The organism is Pseudarthrobacter sp. MOO14 (assembly GCF_058267675.1).
Map to the genome: position 1 here is coordinate 1,193,101 of NZ_CM177849.1, position 18,448 is coordinate 1,211,548.

Sequence of the window (18,448 nt, forward strand, 5' to 3'; positions counted from 1 at the left end):
GCTCACGCGGCCGTTCCCTCCCGGGCTGCGGTGGACAACCGGATGGGCTGCTCGGACCGTGACCGGCTGTGCCAGCTGGTGTTCGCGGCGGTGAGCCGTTCCCCGCACCTCGTGCAGGTGTCGGCCGAGGTGGTGGGTTTCCCGCAGCCCGAATGGATGACGTACAGGTGGGCCTGCTCCGAGGGCGCGGGCAGGTGCTTCTCCGCCCAGATGGTGACCGCGTTCAGGACCGGGAGTGCGTCTTCACCCATGGCGGTGAGCACGTATTCCTGGCGGGTACGGCCGCCGTCGTCGTACGGCTTCTTCTCCAGCAGCCCGGACTCAACCAGACCCGCGAGCCGCTTGGTGAGGACCGAGTCGGCCACTTCGAGGCGGGCCTTCATGGGGTCGAACCGGCCGTTCCCGAAGAAGACCTCGCGCAGGACCAGGACGGACCAGGGGTCGCCCAGGATGTCCAGGCCGCGGGCCATGCTGCAGGTGCGTTGGGACCAGTCAGATCGGAGAGGCATACGGGAACCCTAGCTGACTTTCTTCAAGAAAGCCAGGGTTCCCCTGCCGCCGCTACGGTATTGCGGAAAAGGCTTGGTCGAGGTCGGCGATGAGGTCCTCGACGTCCTCGATGCCGCAGGACAGGCGCAGCAGGTTGACCGGAACTGCCAGCTCGGTACCTTTCACCGAGGCGTGGGTCATCTCTGACGGGTAGTTCATGAGCGATTCGATGCCGCCGAGCGATTCGGCCAGGGTGAACACGGTGGTGGACTCCGCCACCTTCCGGGCCGCGGCTTCACCGCCCTTGAACTGCACGGACACCATGCCGCCGAACTTGCGCATCTGCGTCCTGGCGAGTTCGTGGCCGGGGTGCGTCGGCAGGCCCGGGTACAGCACAGCCTCCACTTCAGGACGCTCCAGCAGCCACTCGGCCACCGCCTGGCCGTTCTCGCTGTGCCGGTCCATGCGCACGCCAAGCGTCTTCAGCCCCCGGGTGGTCAGGAAGGCGTCCATCGGCCCGGAAACCGCACCTACCGCGAACTGCACGAAACCGATCTTCTCCGCCAGCTCCGCGTCCTTGACCACCACGGCGCCGCCCACCACATCCGAGTGTCCGCCAATGTACTTGGTGGTGGAGTGGACCACCACGTCGGCACCGAGGGCCAGCGGGTTCTGCAGGTAGGGCGAGGCGAAGGTGTTGTCCACCACCAGCAGGGCGCCGGCGGCGTGGGCGATATCCGCGAGCGCGGCGATGTCCGTGATCTTCATCAGCGGGTTGGAGGGGGTCTCCACCCACACGAAGCGCGTCTTGTTGGCAGCGACGGCGCTGCGGACGGTGTCCAGGTTGGCCATGTCCACCGGGGTGTTGCCGATCCCCCAATCGCCCAGCACGCGGCTGATCAGCCGGTAGGTGCCGCCGTACGCGTCGTTGCCGAGCACGATGTGGTCGCCCGGGCGGGTGAGGGCACGGATAAGGGCGTCCTCCGCAGCCAGGCCGGAGCTGAAGCTGTAGGCGTGCGTCCCGAGTTCCAGGGCGGCAAGCTGTTCCTGCAGCGCGTCCCGGGTGGGGTTGCCGCCGCGGCCGTACTCGTAACCGCTGCGCAGGCCGCCGATGCCGTCCTGGGCGTAGGTGGAACTGAAGTGCAACGGGGGGACCACGGCGCCGGTACGGGGCTCGAAAGCCTGGCCGGCGTGGACGGCCCGGGTGTTGAAGCCTTGGTTCTCAGAGGCAGTCATGGGTGCTCCTTTAGTTGCTCAGGTAGGCCAGCAGGTCGTGCCGGGTGAGGATTCCCACGGGCGCGCCCACAAACGTGACCATCAGGGTATCCGTGTCCGAGAGCAGCTCCCTGGCGGCGGAGATGGTTTCCAGCGACCCGATCACGGGCAGCTTGGGGCCCATGTGTTCGGAAATCTTGTCCGTCAGCTTCGCTTCGCCGCGGAACAGCTTGGCGGTCAGCGTTCGTTCGTCCACGGCACCCAGGACCTCACCCATGACCACGGGCGGTTCCTGCGAGAGGACCGGGATGTGGCTGACGCCGAACTCGGTCATGATGTTGATGACGTCCCGCACGGATTCGTTGGGGTGGATGTGTACCAGGTCCGGAAGTTCGCCGGTCTTGGACTTGATGACCTCACCCACCGACGTTTCCTCGCCCCCGGAGAGGAAGCCGTAGGAGCGCATCCACTGGTCGTTGAAGATCTTCGCCAGGTATCCGCGGCCCGAGTCGGGCAGGATGACCACGACGACGGCACTTTCGGGCAGGTCCCGCGCCGCCTTGAGCGCTGCCACCACCGCCATGCCGGAGGAACCGCCCACCAGCAGGCCTTCCTCCCGCGCCAGGCGCCGGGTCATGGCGAAGGAGTCGGCGTCGCTGACGGCGATCACGTCGTCGGGGATGGACTTGTCGTAGTTGCCGGGCCACATGTCCTCGCCCACGCCCTCGACGAAGTAGGGCCGCCCGGTGCCGCCCGAGTAGACCGAGCCCTCGGGGTCGGCGCCGATGATCCGGACCACGCCGCCGTCGGACTCCGGCCGGTCAGCCGAAACTTCCTTCAAATAGCGGCCGGTCCCGGTGATGGTGCCGCCGGTGCCGGCGCCGATGACGCAGTGCGTGATCCTGCCGTCGGTATCACGCCAAATCTCCGGGCCGGTGGTCTTGTAGTGGCTGCCCGGAGCGGCGGGGTTGGAGAACTGGTCCGGCTTGTACGCACCGGGTGTCTCCCGGGTGATCCGGTCCGAGACGCCGTAGTAGCTTTGCGGGCTCTCCGGCGGGACCGACGTGGGCGTGACCACCACTTCGGCGCCGTAGGCCTGCAGCACGGCCCGCTTGTCCTCGCCCACCTTGTCCGGGACCACGAAGATGCATTTGTAGCCCTTTTGCTGCGCCACCAGGGCCAGGCCCACGCCGGTGTTGCCGGACGTCGGCTCCACGATGGTGCCGCCCGGCTTCAGCTTGCCTTCGCGTTCGGCATCCTCGATCATCTGCGCCGCGATGCGGTCTTTGATGGAGCCGCCTGGGTTCAGGTACTCCAGTTTGACCAAAATGGTGGCTTTGATGCCCTCGGTCACGTGGTTGAGTTTGATGAGCGGCGTATTGCCGATGAGGTCCAGGATGGACTGGGCGTACTTCATAGATACAAAGCTACCGCTTCCTGCAGGCCGTTCCCCGCCCGGGATGCGAGGATAGCCCGGTGATGCAGTTCGCATGGCTGAAAGCCACCCGCAGCTACCTGCTGCCCGGCGCAACCCTGGCGGCAGGCCTGGCCACCCTCGCCGTCGGCGCCCTCCCCGTCCCGGCCTTCGGCGAACTGGCCGGACGCACCATTCCCATCCTGGCTTTCGTGCTGGCCATGTCCCTGGTGACCGAACTGGTGGACGGGGCAGGACTTTTCCGCGTGGTGACGGACGGGTTGGCGGCGCTGGGCAGGGGCCGCGTTTTCACCCTGTGGCTGTTGGTGGTGGCCGTGGCCACCGTGGCCACGGTGTTCCTGTCCCTGGACACCACCGCCGTGCTGGTGACACCCGTGGTTGTCCTCCTGGCTGTCCACGCCCGGATCCCTCCCCTGCCGTTCGCGCTGACCAGCATCTGGCTGGCGAATACGGCCTCACTCCTGCTGCCCGTCTCCAACCTGACCAACCTCCTGGCCCAGGACCGGCTTGGCCTGAGCCCCTGGCGCTTCGCGGGACTGGTCTGGGCGCCCGCCGTCGTGGGACTGCTGGTCCCCCTCGTCCTGCTCTGGTTGGCGTTCCGGCGGGACCTGCGCGGAACCTACGGGCCGCAGCCAACGCATCCCGTCCGTGACCGCACCCTGTTGAAGGCCGCCGCCGTGACGCTCCTGGTCCTGCTCCCGGCCCTGGTCTCAGGCGTCCCGGTCCAGTACCCCGCCCTTGCCGCGGCGGCGGTCCTGCTGGCGGTCTTCCTGCGCCGCAGGCCCTCGGCCCTGCGTTGGTCCATGGTCCCGTGGCGGCCGCTGATGCTGACAGTGGGCCTGTTCATGCTGATGGAAACGCTGCACGCACACGGGCTGACCACGCTGCTGGCAGGCATCGCCGGATCGGGCGACGGACTGCCGGCACTCCTGCAACTGGCCGGGCTGGGCGCGGGGGCGGCCAACGCCGCAAACAACCTTCCCGCCTACCTGGCCCTGGAGCCGGTGGCCGGATCTCCGGCCAGGCTGGCCGCCCTGCTCATCGGCGTGAACCTGGGCCCGCTGGTGAGCCCCTGGGCTTCGCTGGCCACGCTGCTGTGGCATGAGCGCCTGCGGGTACTGAACGTCCCTGTCAGGTGGGGCGGGTTTGCGGTGGCCGGGCTGGTGGCAGTCCTGCTGACGGTGCCGCTGGCCGTGCTGGCGCTGTGGCTGGTTTCCGGGATGCCCTGACGGCTCGTCTTTCCAGGGTGCTCAGGCGCCGTCCGGGGTCCCGGTGGCCTGCGGCGCGAGGTTCTGCCAGAGCCCCATCACGTTGCCCTCGGAATCCTGGAAGTATGCCGTGTAGCCCATGCCGGGGATCTCGTTCCTGGGCATGACCACTGCACCGCCCAACTCCTCCACCGTCTTCAGTGTGGCGTTGATGTCCGGAACATCCACGGTGATGACGGGAGCGGTGATCCGTCCTTCCCTGGCCATCATTCCGCCGTTGATCGCCCCGGGCGTGGTTGGCTGCCCGGTGGCCGCATCCATGTCCGTGGTGATCACCATGGTGTAGTCCATCCCCGGCACCGGTTCCATCCGCCACCCCAGGGCTTCCTGGTAGAACTTCATTGCCCGCTCAGGGTCGTCCGCGGGAATCTCAAAATGCACTGCTCCGCCCACCATGGCCTCCTGGTTCTCGACGGCACGGCTTATGGGCAGCCGCTGCCCGTGCGCCAGCAGTGATCCTAGTCCCGGGCTGCGACGCGGAGAAGGGCCGATGGTCCCGCCGGTGTCGGTGGGCCGTGGGACCATGGAAGACATGACGATCGCAGACGCACCTCCCCGGCTGGCGGCCGCCGCGGACGTGTCCCTGCGCTGGTATCCGGAGGCGCCCTACAGCTTGTCCCGGACCCTTGGACCGCTGCTGCGGGGCAACAGCGATCCGTCTTTCTGCGTCCAGGGCGACGTGATCTGGAATGCCTTTACGTCCCCCACCGGCCCGGCCACCCTGCGGCTGTCCTCCGCGGGCGGCGGAGCGGGCGGCCCCTGGGTGGACGTCCAGGCATGGGGCCCGGGTGCTGCGGCCGCGGTCCAGGCAGCACCCCGGCTGTTGGGGGCCGACGACGACTGGCGGGATTTCGACGAACCCGCCTTCCATGCCACGCTGCCCCGCATGGTCCGGGAGGCACGCCGGCGCAGCCAGGCGCTGCGCCTGCCCGCGAGCGGCCGCATGGTGGACCAGTTGGTGCCCATCATCCTGGAACAAAAGGTAACGGTGGTGGAGGCCCGGCGCGCCTACCGGTACCTGGTCCACCGCTACGGGACGCCGGCCCCGAGCGCGGGGGCCTCCACTCCGGCAGGACTCATCGTGGCGCCAACGGCGGCCCAATGGCTGCAGGTCCCCAGTTGGGAGTGGCACAAGGCCGGCGTGGGTCCCCAGCGTTCCGCCACCGTCATGCGGGCGCTGCGCTCCGCCGCCGCCCTGGAGCGGCTGGCAGCGGCGTCGGCCGCGGAAGCCGCAGAAAAAATGCAGGTGATTCCCGGGATTGGAGTCTGGACCGCCGCCGAGGTGGTGCAGCGCACCCACGGCTGCCCGGACTCCATCGCCGTGGGCGATTACCACCTGGCGGCCTACATCGGGGCCGCGCTCACGGGGCGCAGGACCGACGACGCCGGCATGATCCAACTGCTGGAACCCTGGCGCGGGCACCGGCAGCGGGTGGTGCGGATGATCCAGAGCACCGGTTACCGCAAGCCCACTTTTGGCCCGCGCATGACTATCCAGGACCACCGCCGGCTCTGAAACCCTCCGCGGCAGGTCAACCGGTGCTTGATCCGGACCGGGATGGGTAAGGCTAGGGTGTGGCGTCCGGCCAGGCACGGCCGGACCACGAGTGAGAGGAACCCCATGAGCTCCGATCCAGGACGAACCAACCACGCCGGCGGAGAACCCCTGGACGTGGATCCAACCGGGCAAGACCCCGCGGTGGTGGACCCGGAAGCGCACGATCCTGACGGGGATGCCAAACTGAAGCTGCAACTGGCCATCTTCGACGTGATTCGCCGCGGGGCCGCGGGCAAGAGCCTTGAGGAAATCCGGGAGATGCTGCTGACCGCGTTCGCAGCGCGGGACGTTGCCCCACCACCGTTCACCTGGGTGGAGTCGGCGGCGTCCTCTGCGTTTTACGGTGAGCCCTACATCATCGACTACCCAACTGCCATCGCCGCCGATGATCTGGAGGCTGCCCCCGATGAGGCGGTGCGGGAGCGGCTGGCCGCCCGACGGAAACTGCGCGAGACCCAACTGCCGCAGGGAATCCTTCCGGCACCGTCCGAGTGGCAGATTCCCGCCAACGAGGTGACCGGCGGCGGGACGCGGCAGGCCACCCAGGCCGGAAGGAACGGGGCAGCGGTCCTGGCCTTGGTCGCACTGGCGGCGGGCGCCGTCGCCGTTGTGGCGCTACGGCTGTCCCGCCGCCCAACCGGCCGCAGTAGCTAGCGGGCAGTTCTCCCCATGCCTCCGGCGGGGCGCCTCGCGTAAGCTTGCGCCTGGATATTGGGGGAATAATGGCAGGCATTTACGGGGCGGACGTCGCCCAACTTCGCGCCCTGGGGAAGGCCCTTACCGCCTCCTCCGCGCGCTTGATGACCACTGCCACGGCGCTGTCGAGGAACGTGGGCGAGCCAGGCACCTGGAAAGGGGCCGACGCCGAGGGGTTCCGGAACGACTGGAATGGCACGCACAGCCTCCTCCTGGGCCGCGTCATTGAGGCCCTTGCGGACGCAGGGAAGGCAGCCGCACGGCACGCGGACGAGCAGGAACGCGCCAGCGGCGCCGGTGGCGCGGCAGGCCGGACCAGTTCGGCCGGGGGCCCTCCCGGCACGGCCGCCGGGGATGCGACGTCCGATTACCTGACTGGCGGGGAGCATTCCGTGGTTCGCCACCCCGACCGCGGCGAAGCGAACCTTTCGGCGCCCGAACTGGACAGGCTCCGGGGCCTGGTCAGGGACGCTGCGTCTGGCGACAACTTCTTTGTGGGCAACGATTCGGACGTCAACAAGCTCCGCGACGCCTTGACCGGGCTCAAACCCGCCCAGCTGAACCAGTTGCTGGAGTCGTTAACCGATGATGAGCTCCGAAGCCTGGGCAGCGGCGCGGCGGCCGACGGCAAGGGACTGTTCAACTGGGAGGGAACCACGCCTTTCGAACGTCTGCAACTGCTGGACCAGTTCCTGTCCAAGGCGTCGGCAGAGCAGGTGGGGCGCCTGAAGGACCTCATCCCGTGGGCCCAGCCGGACGGGCAGGCCATGGGAGATGCAGCGAGGCCTGATGGCCCTGACGCCAGCAGCACGGACCGGTGGATGGAACCCAAGTGGCCGGTGATCGGACAACGCCCGGGCACTGGCGACATCAGGCAGGGGCAGTACGGGGACTGCGTGGTTTTGGCCGCCGCCGGGGCCATGGTCAATGCCGATCCGGGCTGGGCCCGCGAGCACGTAACGGATAACGGCAACGGCACGGTTTCCGTCCTGCTGTTCGACAAGAACGGAGAGGAGCAGTGGGTGACCGTCACCTCGGACCTGCCGGCAAACAGCAATGGCGCACAGATGGGAGCCAAAGCAGGGTTTGGCGGCAACTGGCCTGCCTATGTTGAGAAAGCGCTGGCCCAGGTTTACACCGAAGACGACAGAAACGACGGGACAGCGGAAGGGGCGCCCCCGGACCAGGCGTACCCGCCAGGGAACTACCGCGCCATTGAAGGCAACTGGGGTCCCGACGCATTCCAGTATTTGGCGGGACCGGACGTGGAACGCACCGATGACGCCGGGAAGCTGTGGGAAGCGGCCCGCAGGGGACGCCCGGCCTTGGTCACAACACTGGGTGAAACGCCGGAGGAGGCGCCCATCGGATACCATGCCGGCCACGCCTATTTCGTGACCGGAGTTGACGAGCGGGGGAACATCATCCTTCAAAATCCATGGGGCCCTTCCGAGCCGCGCATGCAGATCTCGCAGGACGAATTCAGCAGGCTCTTCAGCGATGCCACGGTGGCGGGCTGATGCCGCGTCCCGCCCTGCGGCTTCGCAGCCGCGTTCTCGCCTGCACGGTTTTGCCTCTGGCACTCTCGCTGAGCGGCTGCTCCCCCTCGGCGGAGCCGTCCCAACCGCACTCATCCCAAGCCTCAAAGGAGCCAACCATGACGTCAACGGCAAGCTGCACCCACACTGGAACTTACCGGATCATCCCGTCTGCAAATGGCTCTTTTCCGCTTCTGCCGGACTCCCCGCGGGGCCCGGATGCCACACCGCTCGTGCGACTGTCCAGCACACACCTGAAGAATGACCCGCCGACGGCGGACCTGTCGGTAGCCTTGTTCGAGGTCAGCAGCCCGGCATCGAAGGACTTTCCAGGATTGGCACTCGGGCAGGAAGCGACCTTTGACGGCTACACCGTCCGGATCACCTCGATCTGCGAGGGCGAAGTCCGATTCGACCTGGTGCAGCAGCCCGGCTAGTCAGAGCCCCAGCCGCGCCACCGCTTCCTCCCGCATCTGGACTTTGCGGATCTTCCCGGAGACCGTCATGGGGAAGTTCTCCCGGACCTCCACATAGCGGGGAATCTTGAAGTGCGCCAGCCGGCCGCGGCAGAACTCAGCCACTGCCGCGGCGTCCAGTGGCTCCGCTCCGGGTTTGAGGATGATGCAGGCCATCAGTTCCTCGCCATATTTCGGATCCGGGACCCCGATGACCTGGACGTCCTGGATGGACGGGTGGGAATACAGGAACTCCTCAATCTCGCGCGGGTAGATATTCTCGCCCCCGCGGATCACCATGTCCTTGATCCGGCCTTCCACCACCACATAGCCGTCGTCGTCCATGCGGGCCAGGTCGCCGGTGTGCATCCAACCTTCCGCGTCGATGGCCTCGGCGGTCTTGTCCGGCTGGTTCCAGTATCCAGCCATGACGGCGTAACCGCGGGTGCAGAGTTCTCCGATCTGCCCGCGTTCAAGGTCTTCACCGGTGGCAGGATCCACGATCTTGCTTTCAAGTTGCGGCATGGTGCGGCCCACGGTCTCGGTGCGCTGGTGCAGCGTGTCGCCCTTGCGCGTCATGGTGGAAACCGGGGACGTTTCGGTCATGCCGTAGCAGATGGCCACATCCACCATGTTCATCTCGGAAATCACCCGGTTCATCACCTCGATGGGGCACAGCGAGCCGGCCATCACCCCGGTCCGGAGCGTCGAAAGGTCATAGGAGCCGAAGTCCGGGAGTGCCAGCTCGGCGATGAACATGGTGGGCACCCCGTACAGCGACGTGCCGGCAAAGTCCTGCACGGCCTCGAGTGCGGCGGCAGGCGAGAAACCGCGCCCGGGGATGATGGTGGCGGCCCCGTGGCTGAGCGCGTTCAGGTTGCCGATCACCATGCCGAAGCAGTGATAGAACGGCACGGGGATGACCACCCGGTCGTGCTCGGTGTACCCCAGCAACTCGCCGATCGCGTAGCCGTTGTTGAGGATGTTGTGGTGGGTCAGCGTGGCGCCTTTGGGGAATCCCGTGGTACCGGAGGTGTATTGCAGGTTGATGGGATCATGCGGGCTGAGCTCAGCCATCCGGGCCTTCAGGGCAGCGTGCCCGACGTCGTCCGCCCGCTTGAGCAGTTCAGCGTACGTGAGTTCCGCGCCGCCTTGGGGGCTGCCGGCCGACAGCCCGTCCAGGCCATGGTCCGGCAGGAAGACGAGTTCCTTCAGGTCCGGGCACGCGGCCAGGGCCTGGCGAGCCATGCCGACATAGTCGCTGTTGCTGTCCGATGGCGCCGTGACCAGCATGCGCATGCCGTTTTGCTTGACGACGAATTCGAGTTCGTGGCTGCGGTAGGCGGGGTTGACGTTGACCAGGATCACGCCGGCTTTGGCGGTGGCGTACTGCAGGAGCGTCCATTCGGCGCAGTTGGGGCTCCAGATGCCCACCCGCTCCCCCTTGGCGACACCCAGGGCGAGGAGCGCACGCGCCAGTCGGTCGACGTCGTCGTTCATCTTGGTGTAGCTCCAGCGCCGGGCATCGGCGCCGGGCACGGGCGCGGCCTCGATCAGCGCGTCATGCAGCGGAAAGTGCGCGGCGACGCGCTCGAAATTCGCGCCAATGGTTTCTTCCAGGAGCGGGACGTCAGTGTCCCCGGCTGTATATGCACGCATGGTGGAACGCTACCAACAGGATCCCGGCGGGAGAAGGAAGGCGGGGCCGGACTCGGCCGCAACGCACGAGACGGACCGGCGGCGCCCGGTATTGTGAAAACCATGAGTGCACCCATTGACCTGATAGCAACGTTCATTCCCAACGACGGCGAGTTCTTCCGCGTCAAACTTGCCCTGGAAATCGCAATTGATGAGGTGGTGAATGAACCGGGCTGCATCCGTTACGAGCTGACCGAAGCCACGGAGGAGAAGCTGGTGCTGACCGAGCAGTGGGCGTCCCAGGAAGAGCTGGACAAGCACTCCAAGGGCACCGCGGTGCAGGACCTGAACGAATCGCTGAGCGCACTGCTGGCCGAACCGGTCAAGGTGGAACGCGTCTAGGGACGTATTAACGCACACTGCGGGACCCCGGACGGGGTCCCGCAGTGTGCGTTAATGAGGGTCTAGAAGTCGGGAATCTGGGTGCCGTCCTGTGGACCGCCCTGGGTGCCGGCGGGCTTCCCGGCCGCGGCAGCGGCTTCTTCCCGCTGGCGGGCCACATGCGCGTGGACCTCCTCCATGTCCAAGGCCTTAACCGCGTCCACCACCTGCTCCAGCTGCTGGGCGTTCAGGGCGCCGGGCTGCGAGAACACCAGCACCTTTTCACGGAAGGCCATCAGCGTGGGGATGGAGGTGATGCCTGCCTCCGCCGCCAGCTGCTGCTCTGCTTCGGTGTCCACCTTGGTGAACACGACGTCAGGGTGCTTCTCGGAAACGGCGGCGTAGGTGGGGCCGAACTGCTTGCAGGGGCCGCACCATTCTGCCCAGAAATCCACCAGGACAATGTCGTTGCCTTCGATCGTGGATGCGAACTGTTCACCTGTGATGTCAAGGGTAGCCATGCGACTACGCTACGCGCCCGGGGCTGTCCGTGTCGCGGGTGTTCGCTCCCCGCGTCATCGGGAATACCCGGCGTACGACGACGACACAACGGTTCAGCGGTAGGCATCCCACAGGTGCGGGGCGGGGGTGCGGCTGCCGGGGAGGGCGCTGGTAGCGCGCCATTCGTGGATCCATTCGGGCAGCACCAGGTCCGCCGGCGGGGCACCAAACTCCGCGATGATGTCTTCCTGGCTGACCGGGCCTCCTTTGGTGACCAGCCGGGTGGCGATGTAGGCACGTGCGTAAATCTCGCCGTCGGCCACCATGCGCTGCTCGAAGAAGATCGCCTTGGTGTCCAGCCCGATGACGCGGGTCTCGATGGTGTAGTCCTGCCACAGCTGCAGCGACTTGCGGAAGGCGATGGTTTCCGCGGAAACCACCGGGCTCCAGCCACGGCGGCGCATCCGCTTCCAGACGCCGCTGCGCACCATGAGGTCGAACCGGCCGAGGTCCATGAGGGAGAGGTACATGCCGTTGTTCACGTGCATGGCGATGTCGATGTCCGTGGGCAGGACCCGAAGTGGCAGCGACGAGGACTCCCACACGGAGACGGGCGCGCGCCGGGCGGAACGGAACAGCAGGAGGATGGTTCTCAGGAGCAGGTGCATGCCCCAATGCTACCCGCGGGTAACATGCTGGGCACCTGCTGTTGGCTGGGGCATCACCGTAGGATTTCCTGCATGACGCAGCAACGCTACCGCGATCTGGCGGAGTGGCCCCTGATGGCAACGGCACTGGTGTTCCTGGCAGCCTACGCGTGGCAGGTCATCGGCCGGCTTGAGGGCAGCGGCGCGGACTGGCTGGAAATGGTCATGTGGGTGACGTGGTGCGTGTTCGTGCTGGACTATGCGGCGAACCTGTGGCTGGCGGAGAACCGCCGGCAGTGGTTCATCCGCAACCTCCACGAGCTGGTCATCGTGGCGCTGCCGTTCTTCCGGCCGCTGCGCCTGCTGCGGCTGGTGACCCTGTTGTCAGTCCTGCACCGGACAGTGGGCGAAACGCTGCGCGGCCGGGTGGTTACCTATGTGGCCGGTTCCGCCGCCCTGCTGGTCTTCGTGGGCGCGCTGGCAGTCCTGGACGTGGAACAGTGGGCGCCGGACGCCAAGATCCTCACGTTCGGCGACGCCCTGTGGTGGGCCACGTCCACCATCACCACGGTTGGCTACGGGGACATGTATCCGGTCACGCCCATTGGCCGGCTGGTGGCGACCGCGCTGATGATGAGCGGGATTGCCGTGCTGGGCGTGGTAACGGCCTCCATCGCATCGTGGCTGGTCCAGCGGGTGGAGGACACAGCGGAATCGGTTGCCGAAGCCGTTGAAGAACCCATGCGGGTGGAAGTGGCGGAACTGGTGGCTGAGATCGCCCTGCTGCGCCGGGAAATCGCGGAACTGCGGGACCGCCGGGCGCTGTAGCAGCAAGTACCGCACGCTCCCGGCCTGAGTAGGGGCGCTGCCGGGGACGAGTACCGGTGCCGAAAACTCGGGTAATTCCTACTGGTGCCCGCTCGGTGGCCGGATTCCTAGACTCGGGATTCCTAGGACCACCACGCACCGGCAGGTGCACCGGGTTGCTTCCGGACGTTCCTGCCATCACGCGGAGCTCCGCATTTTCTGGGTATGCGGATGCCTCCATCTTGCGCCGCACGCGGCCTCCGGCACCCGCCGGGGCCAGCGGTGCAACGGCATCGCGATCCGTCCTTGACCGTGGGCATGCACCGCATGTCCTGGCGGGACCGAACCCAGATGGGCCCCCCATGAACCAGCCTCTCCCCCCTTCCGACGGCACCAGCAGAAGCTTTGTCACCGACGAACCCCGGACGGACCTCACCACCGGACGTCCGGTCATCAGCAACAAGTTATGGGCCGGCATGGCCACGGCGGCCGTTGTGGCCGCGATGGGCATCGGCGCCATGGCTGCGCCGCCTGCGTCCCTCAGCGGAGGCACACCCGCGGCGGCGGTCCAGGTGGCGGCGGCCGCCGTTCCGTCGCCGGCTCCCGACGTTGACTCCGGCGAGGCAGCAGACTCCTCCGGAGAAAACGCACCCGATACGCCGGCCGCTGCGGCCGCGCCAGCTGCGGACCCAGCCCCGGCACTGGCAGCAGCCCCCGAACCGGCTCCAGCTCCCGCTCCTGCACCGGCTCCAGCTCTCGAACCGGCTCCAGCTCCGGCTCCAGCTCCCGAACCGGCGGGTGACCCCAACGTCTACACCGTGGTCTCTGGCGACACGGTGGGCGGGATTGCTGCCAGCCACGGCGTGGACATGAATGCCATGCTCGCGGCCAACGGCCTGGGCGCGTACAGCATCATCTACCCGGGCCAGACACTGGTGCTGACCGGCCCTGCCATAGGGGTGGCCGCCCCGGCTCCGGCTCCAGCCGCCGCGCCTGCCCCGGCAGCAGCCCCGGCCCCCGCCGCGGCTCCCGCACCTGCGCCGGCACCGGCACCGGCAGCACCCGCTGTCCGCACCATCTATGTGGCAGGGTCGGGCGGCCAGTCAATGGTGGACGCATGCATCGGCCCCATCCACTTCACCCCGAACGACGGGTACTCGCTGTTCATCACAGAGCACGACTTCTGCGGCGGCTGGGCGCGGTTCTCCGGAATAGGGGTGGGTGAGACCGTCAGCATCCCCGGCTACGGCACCTACACCGTGACCGGCCGCGGCACCGTCCCCAACCCCGGAACCACCAACGACGTGATTGCTGTCTTCGGCGGGTTCCCGCGGGCCATCCTGCAAACCTGCATCCCGGGCACCAGCACGATGCTCCTGATCGCGTTGAACTGACTGCACGTAAACCACGGCGCTGAGCCGGGATTTCAGAAGCTTGTCCGCGGGTCCGAACCTTAACCGGCAGGATCCGCGGACAAGGCCATGACGCTTCGCCGGAGGGTGAGTTCGGCGTCCTTCATTGGCGGCCCGGCCGTTGCGTGGTGTCGACGACGGTCCGGCGCCGCTTCCGGGCGTCCTCCGGACCTGCCCGGAGACACGAAAAAGCCTCCGGAACCTGATGGTTCCGGAGGCTTTTCCAAGGGTGGCAGATGAGGGATTCGAACCCCCGTAGGCGTTGCCAGCTGATTTACAGTGATTTGACCGCCGTGACCCCCAAGACCCGCTGATCCCCGGATGCTCTAGATTCCGGGGATCTTCGGGGTACGGAGCGCTGAACCGTACCCGCCTGACTCCGCCTGTGTCGTGGAGTGTGTGCTCACATGGTGATCACGAGCGCCTATGTTGTCTGTTCCAAGCTACCGGGAAATTCCTCCAGACTTCCTTCCAGCAGTGCGTAAGCAGCCGCATACTGGTAGACCGCGTTTCGATTGGCAGCGCTCCCAGCTAGCTGCTCGATCGTTTTGAGTATTTTCAGCTGTGCATTCTCCAGTGCTTCGGCTTTTTCGGTGCTGGCCACTGTGCTCCTTTCAGATGTCCGGGCCCCGCTGGTCCGGATCACTAATGCCGACCCTATGTGATCGTCAGAGTCAGAGTGCACTCAGCGGTTCACCCGTGGTTGCTTGGCCCGGTACGCCTCAACATCAGCCCACGGGATACGGATATGGTTCGACTGACCCCCACGGCCGGTCTTGTAAGAGTTAGGGAAGTCCCCTGACCTAGCCATGGTGCGCACCGTTTCCGGGTGGAGGCCCAGATACTCGGCTACTTGCCGCACGTTTGCATCAACATTCTTTGAGTAATTGCTTGTCATGGCAGAGAAGCTACAGCGAGTCACACCCAAGGTCCCGGAGTTTCCAAGTTCCGCGGCGAGCCTGGGCAAGAGTTCCCCATGTTCCTGCCCAGACTTCCTCAAAGTCGGCGCTGTTAATTTCACCCCCGCACGGGATAGCATCAGGCCATGAAAGCAACAATGGGGGTAGCTGGCATCGCACTGCTGGCAATTGCACTTACAGGCTGCGGCGGCGGGGCGGCCGCCACACCATCACCAACCGAGAGCGTAGCTCCGTTCTACGCCGCCCGGGTCAAATGCAACTTGGCGACCCACGAGGGCCTTGACGTCGGGGATAACGGGCACACAGCCACCCTGCAGTCAAAATCCAAGTACGGGACCGTTGGGCTCGACGTGTCCGACGTAATGTGCATGCTCCATGAGGTGCATGTACCGGACAGCGTCGTCTCCCAGATCCAAGGCACAAGGGCCTTGGACGGCACCCAGAAGGCGACCTGGGACGGCTACAGCGCGTCCTGGACCTACCACCCGGACAATGGCCTCCGCGTCGTCGTAACCGACTCCAAATAACCCCTGACCCATGCAGGCCCCCACTGCCTTCGCGGCGGTGGGGGCTTGCTTTTGGGCGAACTCAGTTAGTCAACAGTTCCGTGTCTTATGTGGCCCTTAGTAGGTAGCGCCCGTGTAGGCGTGCTTCCAGTTTGTGCCGTCGCTGATCACGGGACCGACGCCGCAGGACAGGCCGGCGTTGGTATTGTAGGCCCGGTCACCCATGCTCTTAGCAAGGATCGACACGTCAACCGGCATACTGGAGATGATGCATCGGACTGTCTGCGTGGCGGACCTGATCAGCCCATTGGTTGTGCCTGCCCGCAGGTTGCGCGGTGAGTCTCCCCGCACGGTCAGAGTCCCCGTCCCTGTGGTCCGGGCGTAGGCCCCGAAGGCATCAAACGAGCAGTTGGCGAACGACACGTCAAGCGACGTCGCCGCCGCAGTAACCACAGGGTACTCGCCGTTCTCAACGGTCACATTCAGAATTTCAGCCACCATAGCCGCCGCTCCACCATTGTGCTGGAGGACAGTCTTCGCATTCTTGTAGTGGCTATCCGAGAGTCGGACGCGGTTCACGGTTCCGATGATCGAGTACACCAAGCCAGTAGTTTCAGAGGGATAGTTGACCCTCATATCGGAGGCGGTCAGCTCGCTGATGGTGCATCCGCTGTTGACCTGGAGCAGCGTGTAGGTGGAGAGCTGCGCGTCGCGGATCACCCAGGAGTCGAGCGAGAGGGTCTGCACCAGCGCGTTCGTTGCCAACTGGATAACCGGCACCGTCTGCGCAGCCGTGATGGTCGGCTCAACGTTCCGGAGCGTGATGTCCTTGGCGTTGGTCGCGTTGATAAACACCGTGTTGTATCCGTCGCCCGGCTTGCACGTCAGTCCGTCAATGAGCACCGACACGTCTGAGCTGCCCGTGAGGTCGTCCGCGATGTAGACGGGGCGACGGTAGACGCTTCCGGAGAAACCGCGCACGGCCACGCCGCGGATCTTGTACTGTCCACCACCGAGCACCTTGACGCCGGACTTCGCCAGCGTCGGGGACAGATCGGTTACTTCACATCCTGCGATATCGCCGGATGTGTCGTTGAACTTGGCTTTGATAGAGCCATCCCAGTAGTCCGCAGCGGTGAAAGACACGATGTCATCGTCTGTCGCACCACGCACGCCGTCGATGCGTCCGCCTCTGGCGGGGCCGTTGATGTGGACGCCGTCAGAGATGGTGCTGTTAAATCGTGGGCGGATTACGTGGTAGTCGGTCACGTCGCCCAGGTTGATCGAGTATTTCGCCACGCCTGCCGCCTCGAATGAGGCGTCGATGATCTTGATGCGATCAACGCGGCGGAACATCATCAGGTGCAGCTTGTAGTCGTCCGCGCCGGCCGTCGAGTTGGCCGGCTTGACCCAAGTTCCGCCGATGACGGTGATGTCCTTGTCCCGGTCAAAGACCTGCATGCTGGCCCCAGTAACGGCGGTCAGCGCTTGGATGTCCACGGTGGCAGGAGTTGCTGCCACGACCGGCAGCACGGACGCAGCCGTGGTGGAGGTGTGGTTGTAGGTGCCGTACATCGGGCTTCCGGAGAATCCGGCGCCGAGGATAGCTACTTGCTTGCCCGCGTGGGCGGCGTTGAACGTCGCTCCTGTAGATGTAATAGCCGATGAGTTGAGCGTGGTGGACACGCCCGTCACTGTTGCGATGGGCTCGCGGGCCTTGTTGCCCAGGATGAAGTCCTGCGTAGCCACGGTAACCGAGATGCGGGCGCCGCTGGCATCGAGCGTCTGCCCGGACCAGAGGTCAAGGTGGCCTGAGAGCATCCACGCCCCGCCGCGCCCCTTGGGGATGCGGATGAGGTCAATGCCCTGTGTGTGGGCGGCGTCGATGAGGCCCTGAAGATAGGCCCGATTATCGGTTACACCGTCCGCCAGTGTGGCATCCGCAGTGACCTGTGAGATGCGGTCATAAGTGGCAGTAAGTGCCGCTGCCGTGGGCGTGCCGGGGGTCGTGACCTCAGACTGGATCGCGGACTGCGTCGGGACCGTGTTCGGCCCGGGAGGGCCCGGGATCGGGTCTGACGTGGTCAGGACCGTCGCGAAGGACGAACCGGCCTGCTTCCAGACGCATGTGGTCCGGTCCAGCAGGGTGAAGTCAGGCAGGAGCCCCAGCGCATCCGAGGAGATCGTGGTGACCACGGCCCCGCCGATGACCATGGTCATGTTCAGTGGGGTCGTGTAACCGGTGTCTCCGACCGCGTAGACGCTGCCAGTAGCTGAGCGGGCGATGGATGGGGGGACTGTGTTGAAGTTGATTGTGGGGGTCTTGGAGAAGGTGTAGTTCGTCAACGGCTGGTCTACCTATCGGGTGAGAAGGTCATTTGCCCCATGGTGCCCAAGACGGGTCCGATAAAGGCCATCGCCGGCCCGATAGGGTTGTGCCATGGAGTCCTATCGCCGGGTGAAAGGAAGAGCAGAGGGTTGAGCCCGGTAAGCATGCTGCAGATTGCCGTCGAGGGCTTTCGGGAAGCTTTCGCTCGGCACCAAGCATTGAGGACTACATCAGACCCACTACGGCTGTTCGTACCAACGGCTGAATGCGCATACTGGGCCGCGGCCGTCGATGAGCAGCTATGGCAGTGGGACGAGTACGAGGATGCAAGGGCCCAAAGCCTAGGAGGCCAACTGCTGCCGGGGCTGCGCTATATCCGGAACCTCAAAACTCATAGCCTCCCCATGACCCTGCAAAAGGTTGATGGGGCCATGTGGCCGATCGTCTTCCCAAAAGTGTTCAGCGAAGTAGTTTGGCTTCCTCTCGAAGACCTTCCAGAACCGGGCCAACTCAACCGGCGGACCGAGGCGCAACGCGAGACATACCAAGCACACTTGGCGGGCAAGCCCACACGCCACACACTTCAGTCGGTGGATGACTTCTTCAAGGTCTTGGGAGGTACAGCGGGCTCACCACTTGCTGATGTCAGTTGA

20 protein-coding genes are annotated in these 18,448 nt (G+C 65.8%); 10 read left to right on the plus strand and 10 right to left on the minus strand.

Going from position 1 to position 18,448, the window contains the following annotated elements:
• Positions 1 to 2: 2 nt before the first annotated feature.
• From AC4EEV_RS05530 to AC4EEV_RS05540, 3 genes are read right to left on the minus strand one after another with little or no spacing between them, the layout of a single operon-like run.
• Entirely contained in the window at positions 3 to 509 is a 507-nt protein-coding gene (locus AC4EEV_RS05530; RefSeq protein WP_026264312.1) for a winged helix-turn-helix transcriptional regulator, read from the minus strand.
• Between the two features lie 52 nt (positions 510 to 561).
• A complete protein-coding gene (locus AC4EEV_RS05535; RefSeq protein WP_018760526.1) occupies positions 562 to 1,725 on the minus strand; it encodes a cystathionine gamma-synthase in 1,164 nt (387 codons plus the stop codon).
• A 10-nt stretch (positions 1,726 to 1,735) separates the two neighbouring features.
• Positions 1,736 to 3,121: a cystathionine beta-synthase gene (locus AC4EEV_RS05540; protein WP_018760527.1), complete on the minus strand. Its 1,386-nt coding sequence runs from the start codon at positions 3,119 to 3,121 to the stop codon at positions 1,736 to 1,738.
• Positions 3,122 to 3,183: 62 nt separating this feature from the next.
• Here AC4EEV_RS05540 and AC4EEV_RS05545 point away from each other — a divergent pair, with 62 nt between their 5' ends.
• A complete protein-coding gene (locus AC4EEV_RS05545) occupies positions 3,184 to 4,368 on the plus strand; it encodes an SLC13 family permease (RefSeq protein ID WP_491330851.1) in 1,185 nt (394 codons plus the stop codon).
• A 21-nt stretch (positions 4,369 to 4,389) separates the two neighbouring features.
• Here the strand turns inward: AC4EEV_RS05545 and AC4EEV_RS05550 are convergent, their stop codons facing one another.
• Entirely contained in the window at positions 4,390 to 4,803 is a 414-nt protein-coding gene (locus AC4EEV_RS05550; protein WP_018760529.1) for a VOC family protein, read from the minus strand.
• A gap of 136 nt (positions 4,804 to 4,939) precedes the next feature.
• Here AC4EEV_RS05550 and AC4EEV_RS05555 point away from each other — a divergent pair, with 136 nt between their 5' ends.
• The 4 genes from AC4EEV_RS05555 (at position 4,940) to AC4EEV_RS05570 (ending at position 8,636) form a co-directional block, all read left to right on the plus strand.
• The gene (locus AC4EEV_RS05555; RefSeq protein WP_491330320.1) at positions 4,940 to 5,923 is read left to right on the plus strand and encodes a DNA-3-methyladenine glycosylase family protein; all 984 of its coding nucleotides are present in this window, start codon (positions 4,940 to 4,942) and stop codon (positions 5,921 to 5,923) included.
• 105 nt (positions 5,924 to 6,028) lie between these two features.
• Positions 6,029 to 6,619, plus strand: a complete 591-nt coding sequence (locus AC4EEV_RS05560) for a hypothetical protein (protein ID WP_491330321.1) — start codon at positions 6,029 to 6,031, stop codon at positions 6,617 to 6,619.
• A 68-nt stretch (positions 6,620 to 6,687) separates the two neighbouring features.
• Entirely contained in the window at positions 6,688 to 8,181 is a 1,494-nt protein-coding gene (locus tag AC4EEV_RS05565; protein WP_491330322.1) for a calpain family cysteine peptidase, read from the plus strand.
• A gap of 137 nt (positions 8,182 to 8,318) precedes the next feature.
• Positions 8,319 to 8,636 (plus strand): hypothetical protein, encoded by a 318-nt coding sequence (locus AC4EEV_RS05570; RefSeq protein ID WP_133830360.1) that lies wholly within the window; start codon positions 8,319 to 8,321, stop codon positions 8,634 to 8,636.
• Here AC4EEV_RS05570 and AC4EEV_RS05575 read toward each other — a convergent pair whose 3' ends face one another.
• Complete coding sequence (locus AC4EEV_RS05575; RefSeq protein WP_018760534.1) at positions 8,637 to 10,313, minus strand: AMP-binding protein; 1,677 nt, start codon at positions 10,311 to 10,313, stop codon at positions 8,637 to 8,639. It lies immediately after the preceding gene.
• Between the two features lie 102 nt (positions 10,314 to 10,415).
• On the opposite strand from AC4EEV_RS05575, the gene AC4EEV_RS05580 reads away from it, so the two are divergent.
• A complete protein-coding gene (locus AC4EEV_RS05580) occupies positions 10,416 to 10,694 on the plus strand; it encodes a putative quinol monooxygenase (protein WP_018760535.1) in 279 nt (92 codons plus the stop codon).
• A 62-nt stretch (positions 10,695 to 10,756) separates the two neighbouring features.
• Here the strand turns inward: AC4EEV_RS05580 and trxA are convergent, their stop codons facing one another.
• Complete coding sequence (trxA, locus tag AC4EEV_RS05585; RefSeq protein ID WP_018760536.1) at positions 10,757 to 11,194, minus strand: thioredoxin; 438 nt, start codon at positions 11,192 to 11,194, stop codon at positions 10,757 to 10,759.
• Positions 11,195 to 11,287: 93 nt separating this feature from the next.
• Positions 11,288 to 11,842, minus strand: a complete 555-nt coding sequence (locus tag AC4EEV_RS05590; RefSeq protein WP_018760537.1) for an acyl-CoA thioesterase — start codon at positions 11,840 to 11,842, stop codon at positions 11,288 to 11,290.
• A 72-nt stretch (positions 11,843 to 11,914) separates the two neighbouring features.
• Between AC4EEV_RS05590 and AC4EEV_RS05595 the strand changes: the two genes are divergently transcribed.
• Positions 11,915 to 12,649: a potassium channel family protein gene (locus tag AC4EEV_RS05595; RefSeq protein ID WP_133830363.1), complete on the plus strand. Its 735-nt coding sequence runs from the start codon at positions 11,915 to 11,917 to the stop codon at positions 12,647 to 12,649.
• Between the two features lie 341 nt (positions 12,650 to 12,990).
• A complete protein-coding gene (locus tag AC4EEV_RS05600) occupies positions 12,991 to 14,022 on the plus strand; it encodes a LysM peptidoglycan-binding domain-containing protein (RefSeq protein ID WP_491330323.1) in 1,032 nt (343 codons plus the stop codon).
• Positions 14,023 to 14,464: 442 nt separating this feature from the next.
• On the opposite strand, the gene AC4EEV_RS05605 is transcribed toward AC4EEV_RS05600, so the two are convergent.
• Both AC4EEV_RS05605 and AC4EEV_RS05610 read right to left on the minus strand, forming a co-directional pair.
• Positions 14,465 to 14,644, minus strand: a complete 180-nt coding sequence (locus AC4EEV_RS05605) for a hypothetical protein (protein WP_491330324.1) — start codon at positions 14,642 to 14,644, stop codon at positions 14,465 to 14,467.
• Positions 14,645 to 14,725: 81 nt separating this feature from the next.
• A complete protein-coding gene (locus tag AC4EEV_RS05610; RefSeq protein WP_491330325.1) occupies positions 14,726 to 15,079 on the minus strand; it encodes a helix-turn-helix domain-containing protein in 354 nt (117 codons plus the stop codon).
• A 6-nt stretch (positions 15,080 to 15,085) separates the two neighbouring features.
• On the opposite strand from AC4EEV_RS05610, the gene AC4EEV_RS05615 reads away from it, so the two are divergent.
• Positions 15,086 to 15,487 carry a hypothetical protein gene (locus AC4EEV_RS05615; protein WP_491330326.1) on the plus strand — a complete coding sequence of 134 codons (402 nt, stop codon included), beginning with the start codon at positions 15,086 to 15,088 and terminating at the stop codon, positions 15,485 to 15,487.
• 96 nt (positions 15,488 to 15,583) lie between these two features.
• Here AC4EEV_RS05615 and AC4EEV_RS05620 read toward each other — a convergent pair whose 3' ends face one another.
• Complete coding sequence (locus AC4EEV_RS05620; protein ID WP_491330327.1) at positions 15,584 to 17,812, minus strand: hypothetical protein; 2,229 nt, start codon at positions 17,810 to 17,812, stop codon at positions 15,584 to 15,586.
• 387 nt (positions 17,813 to 18,199) lie between these two features.
• On the opposite strand from AC4EEV_RS05620, the gene AC4EEV_RS05625 reads away from it, so the two are divergent.
• Complete coding sequence (locus AC4EEV_RS05625) at positions 18,200 to 18,448, plus strand: hypothetical protein (protein WP_491330328.1); 249 nt, start codon at positions 18,200 to 18,202, stop codon at positions 18,446 to 18,448.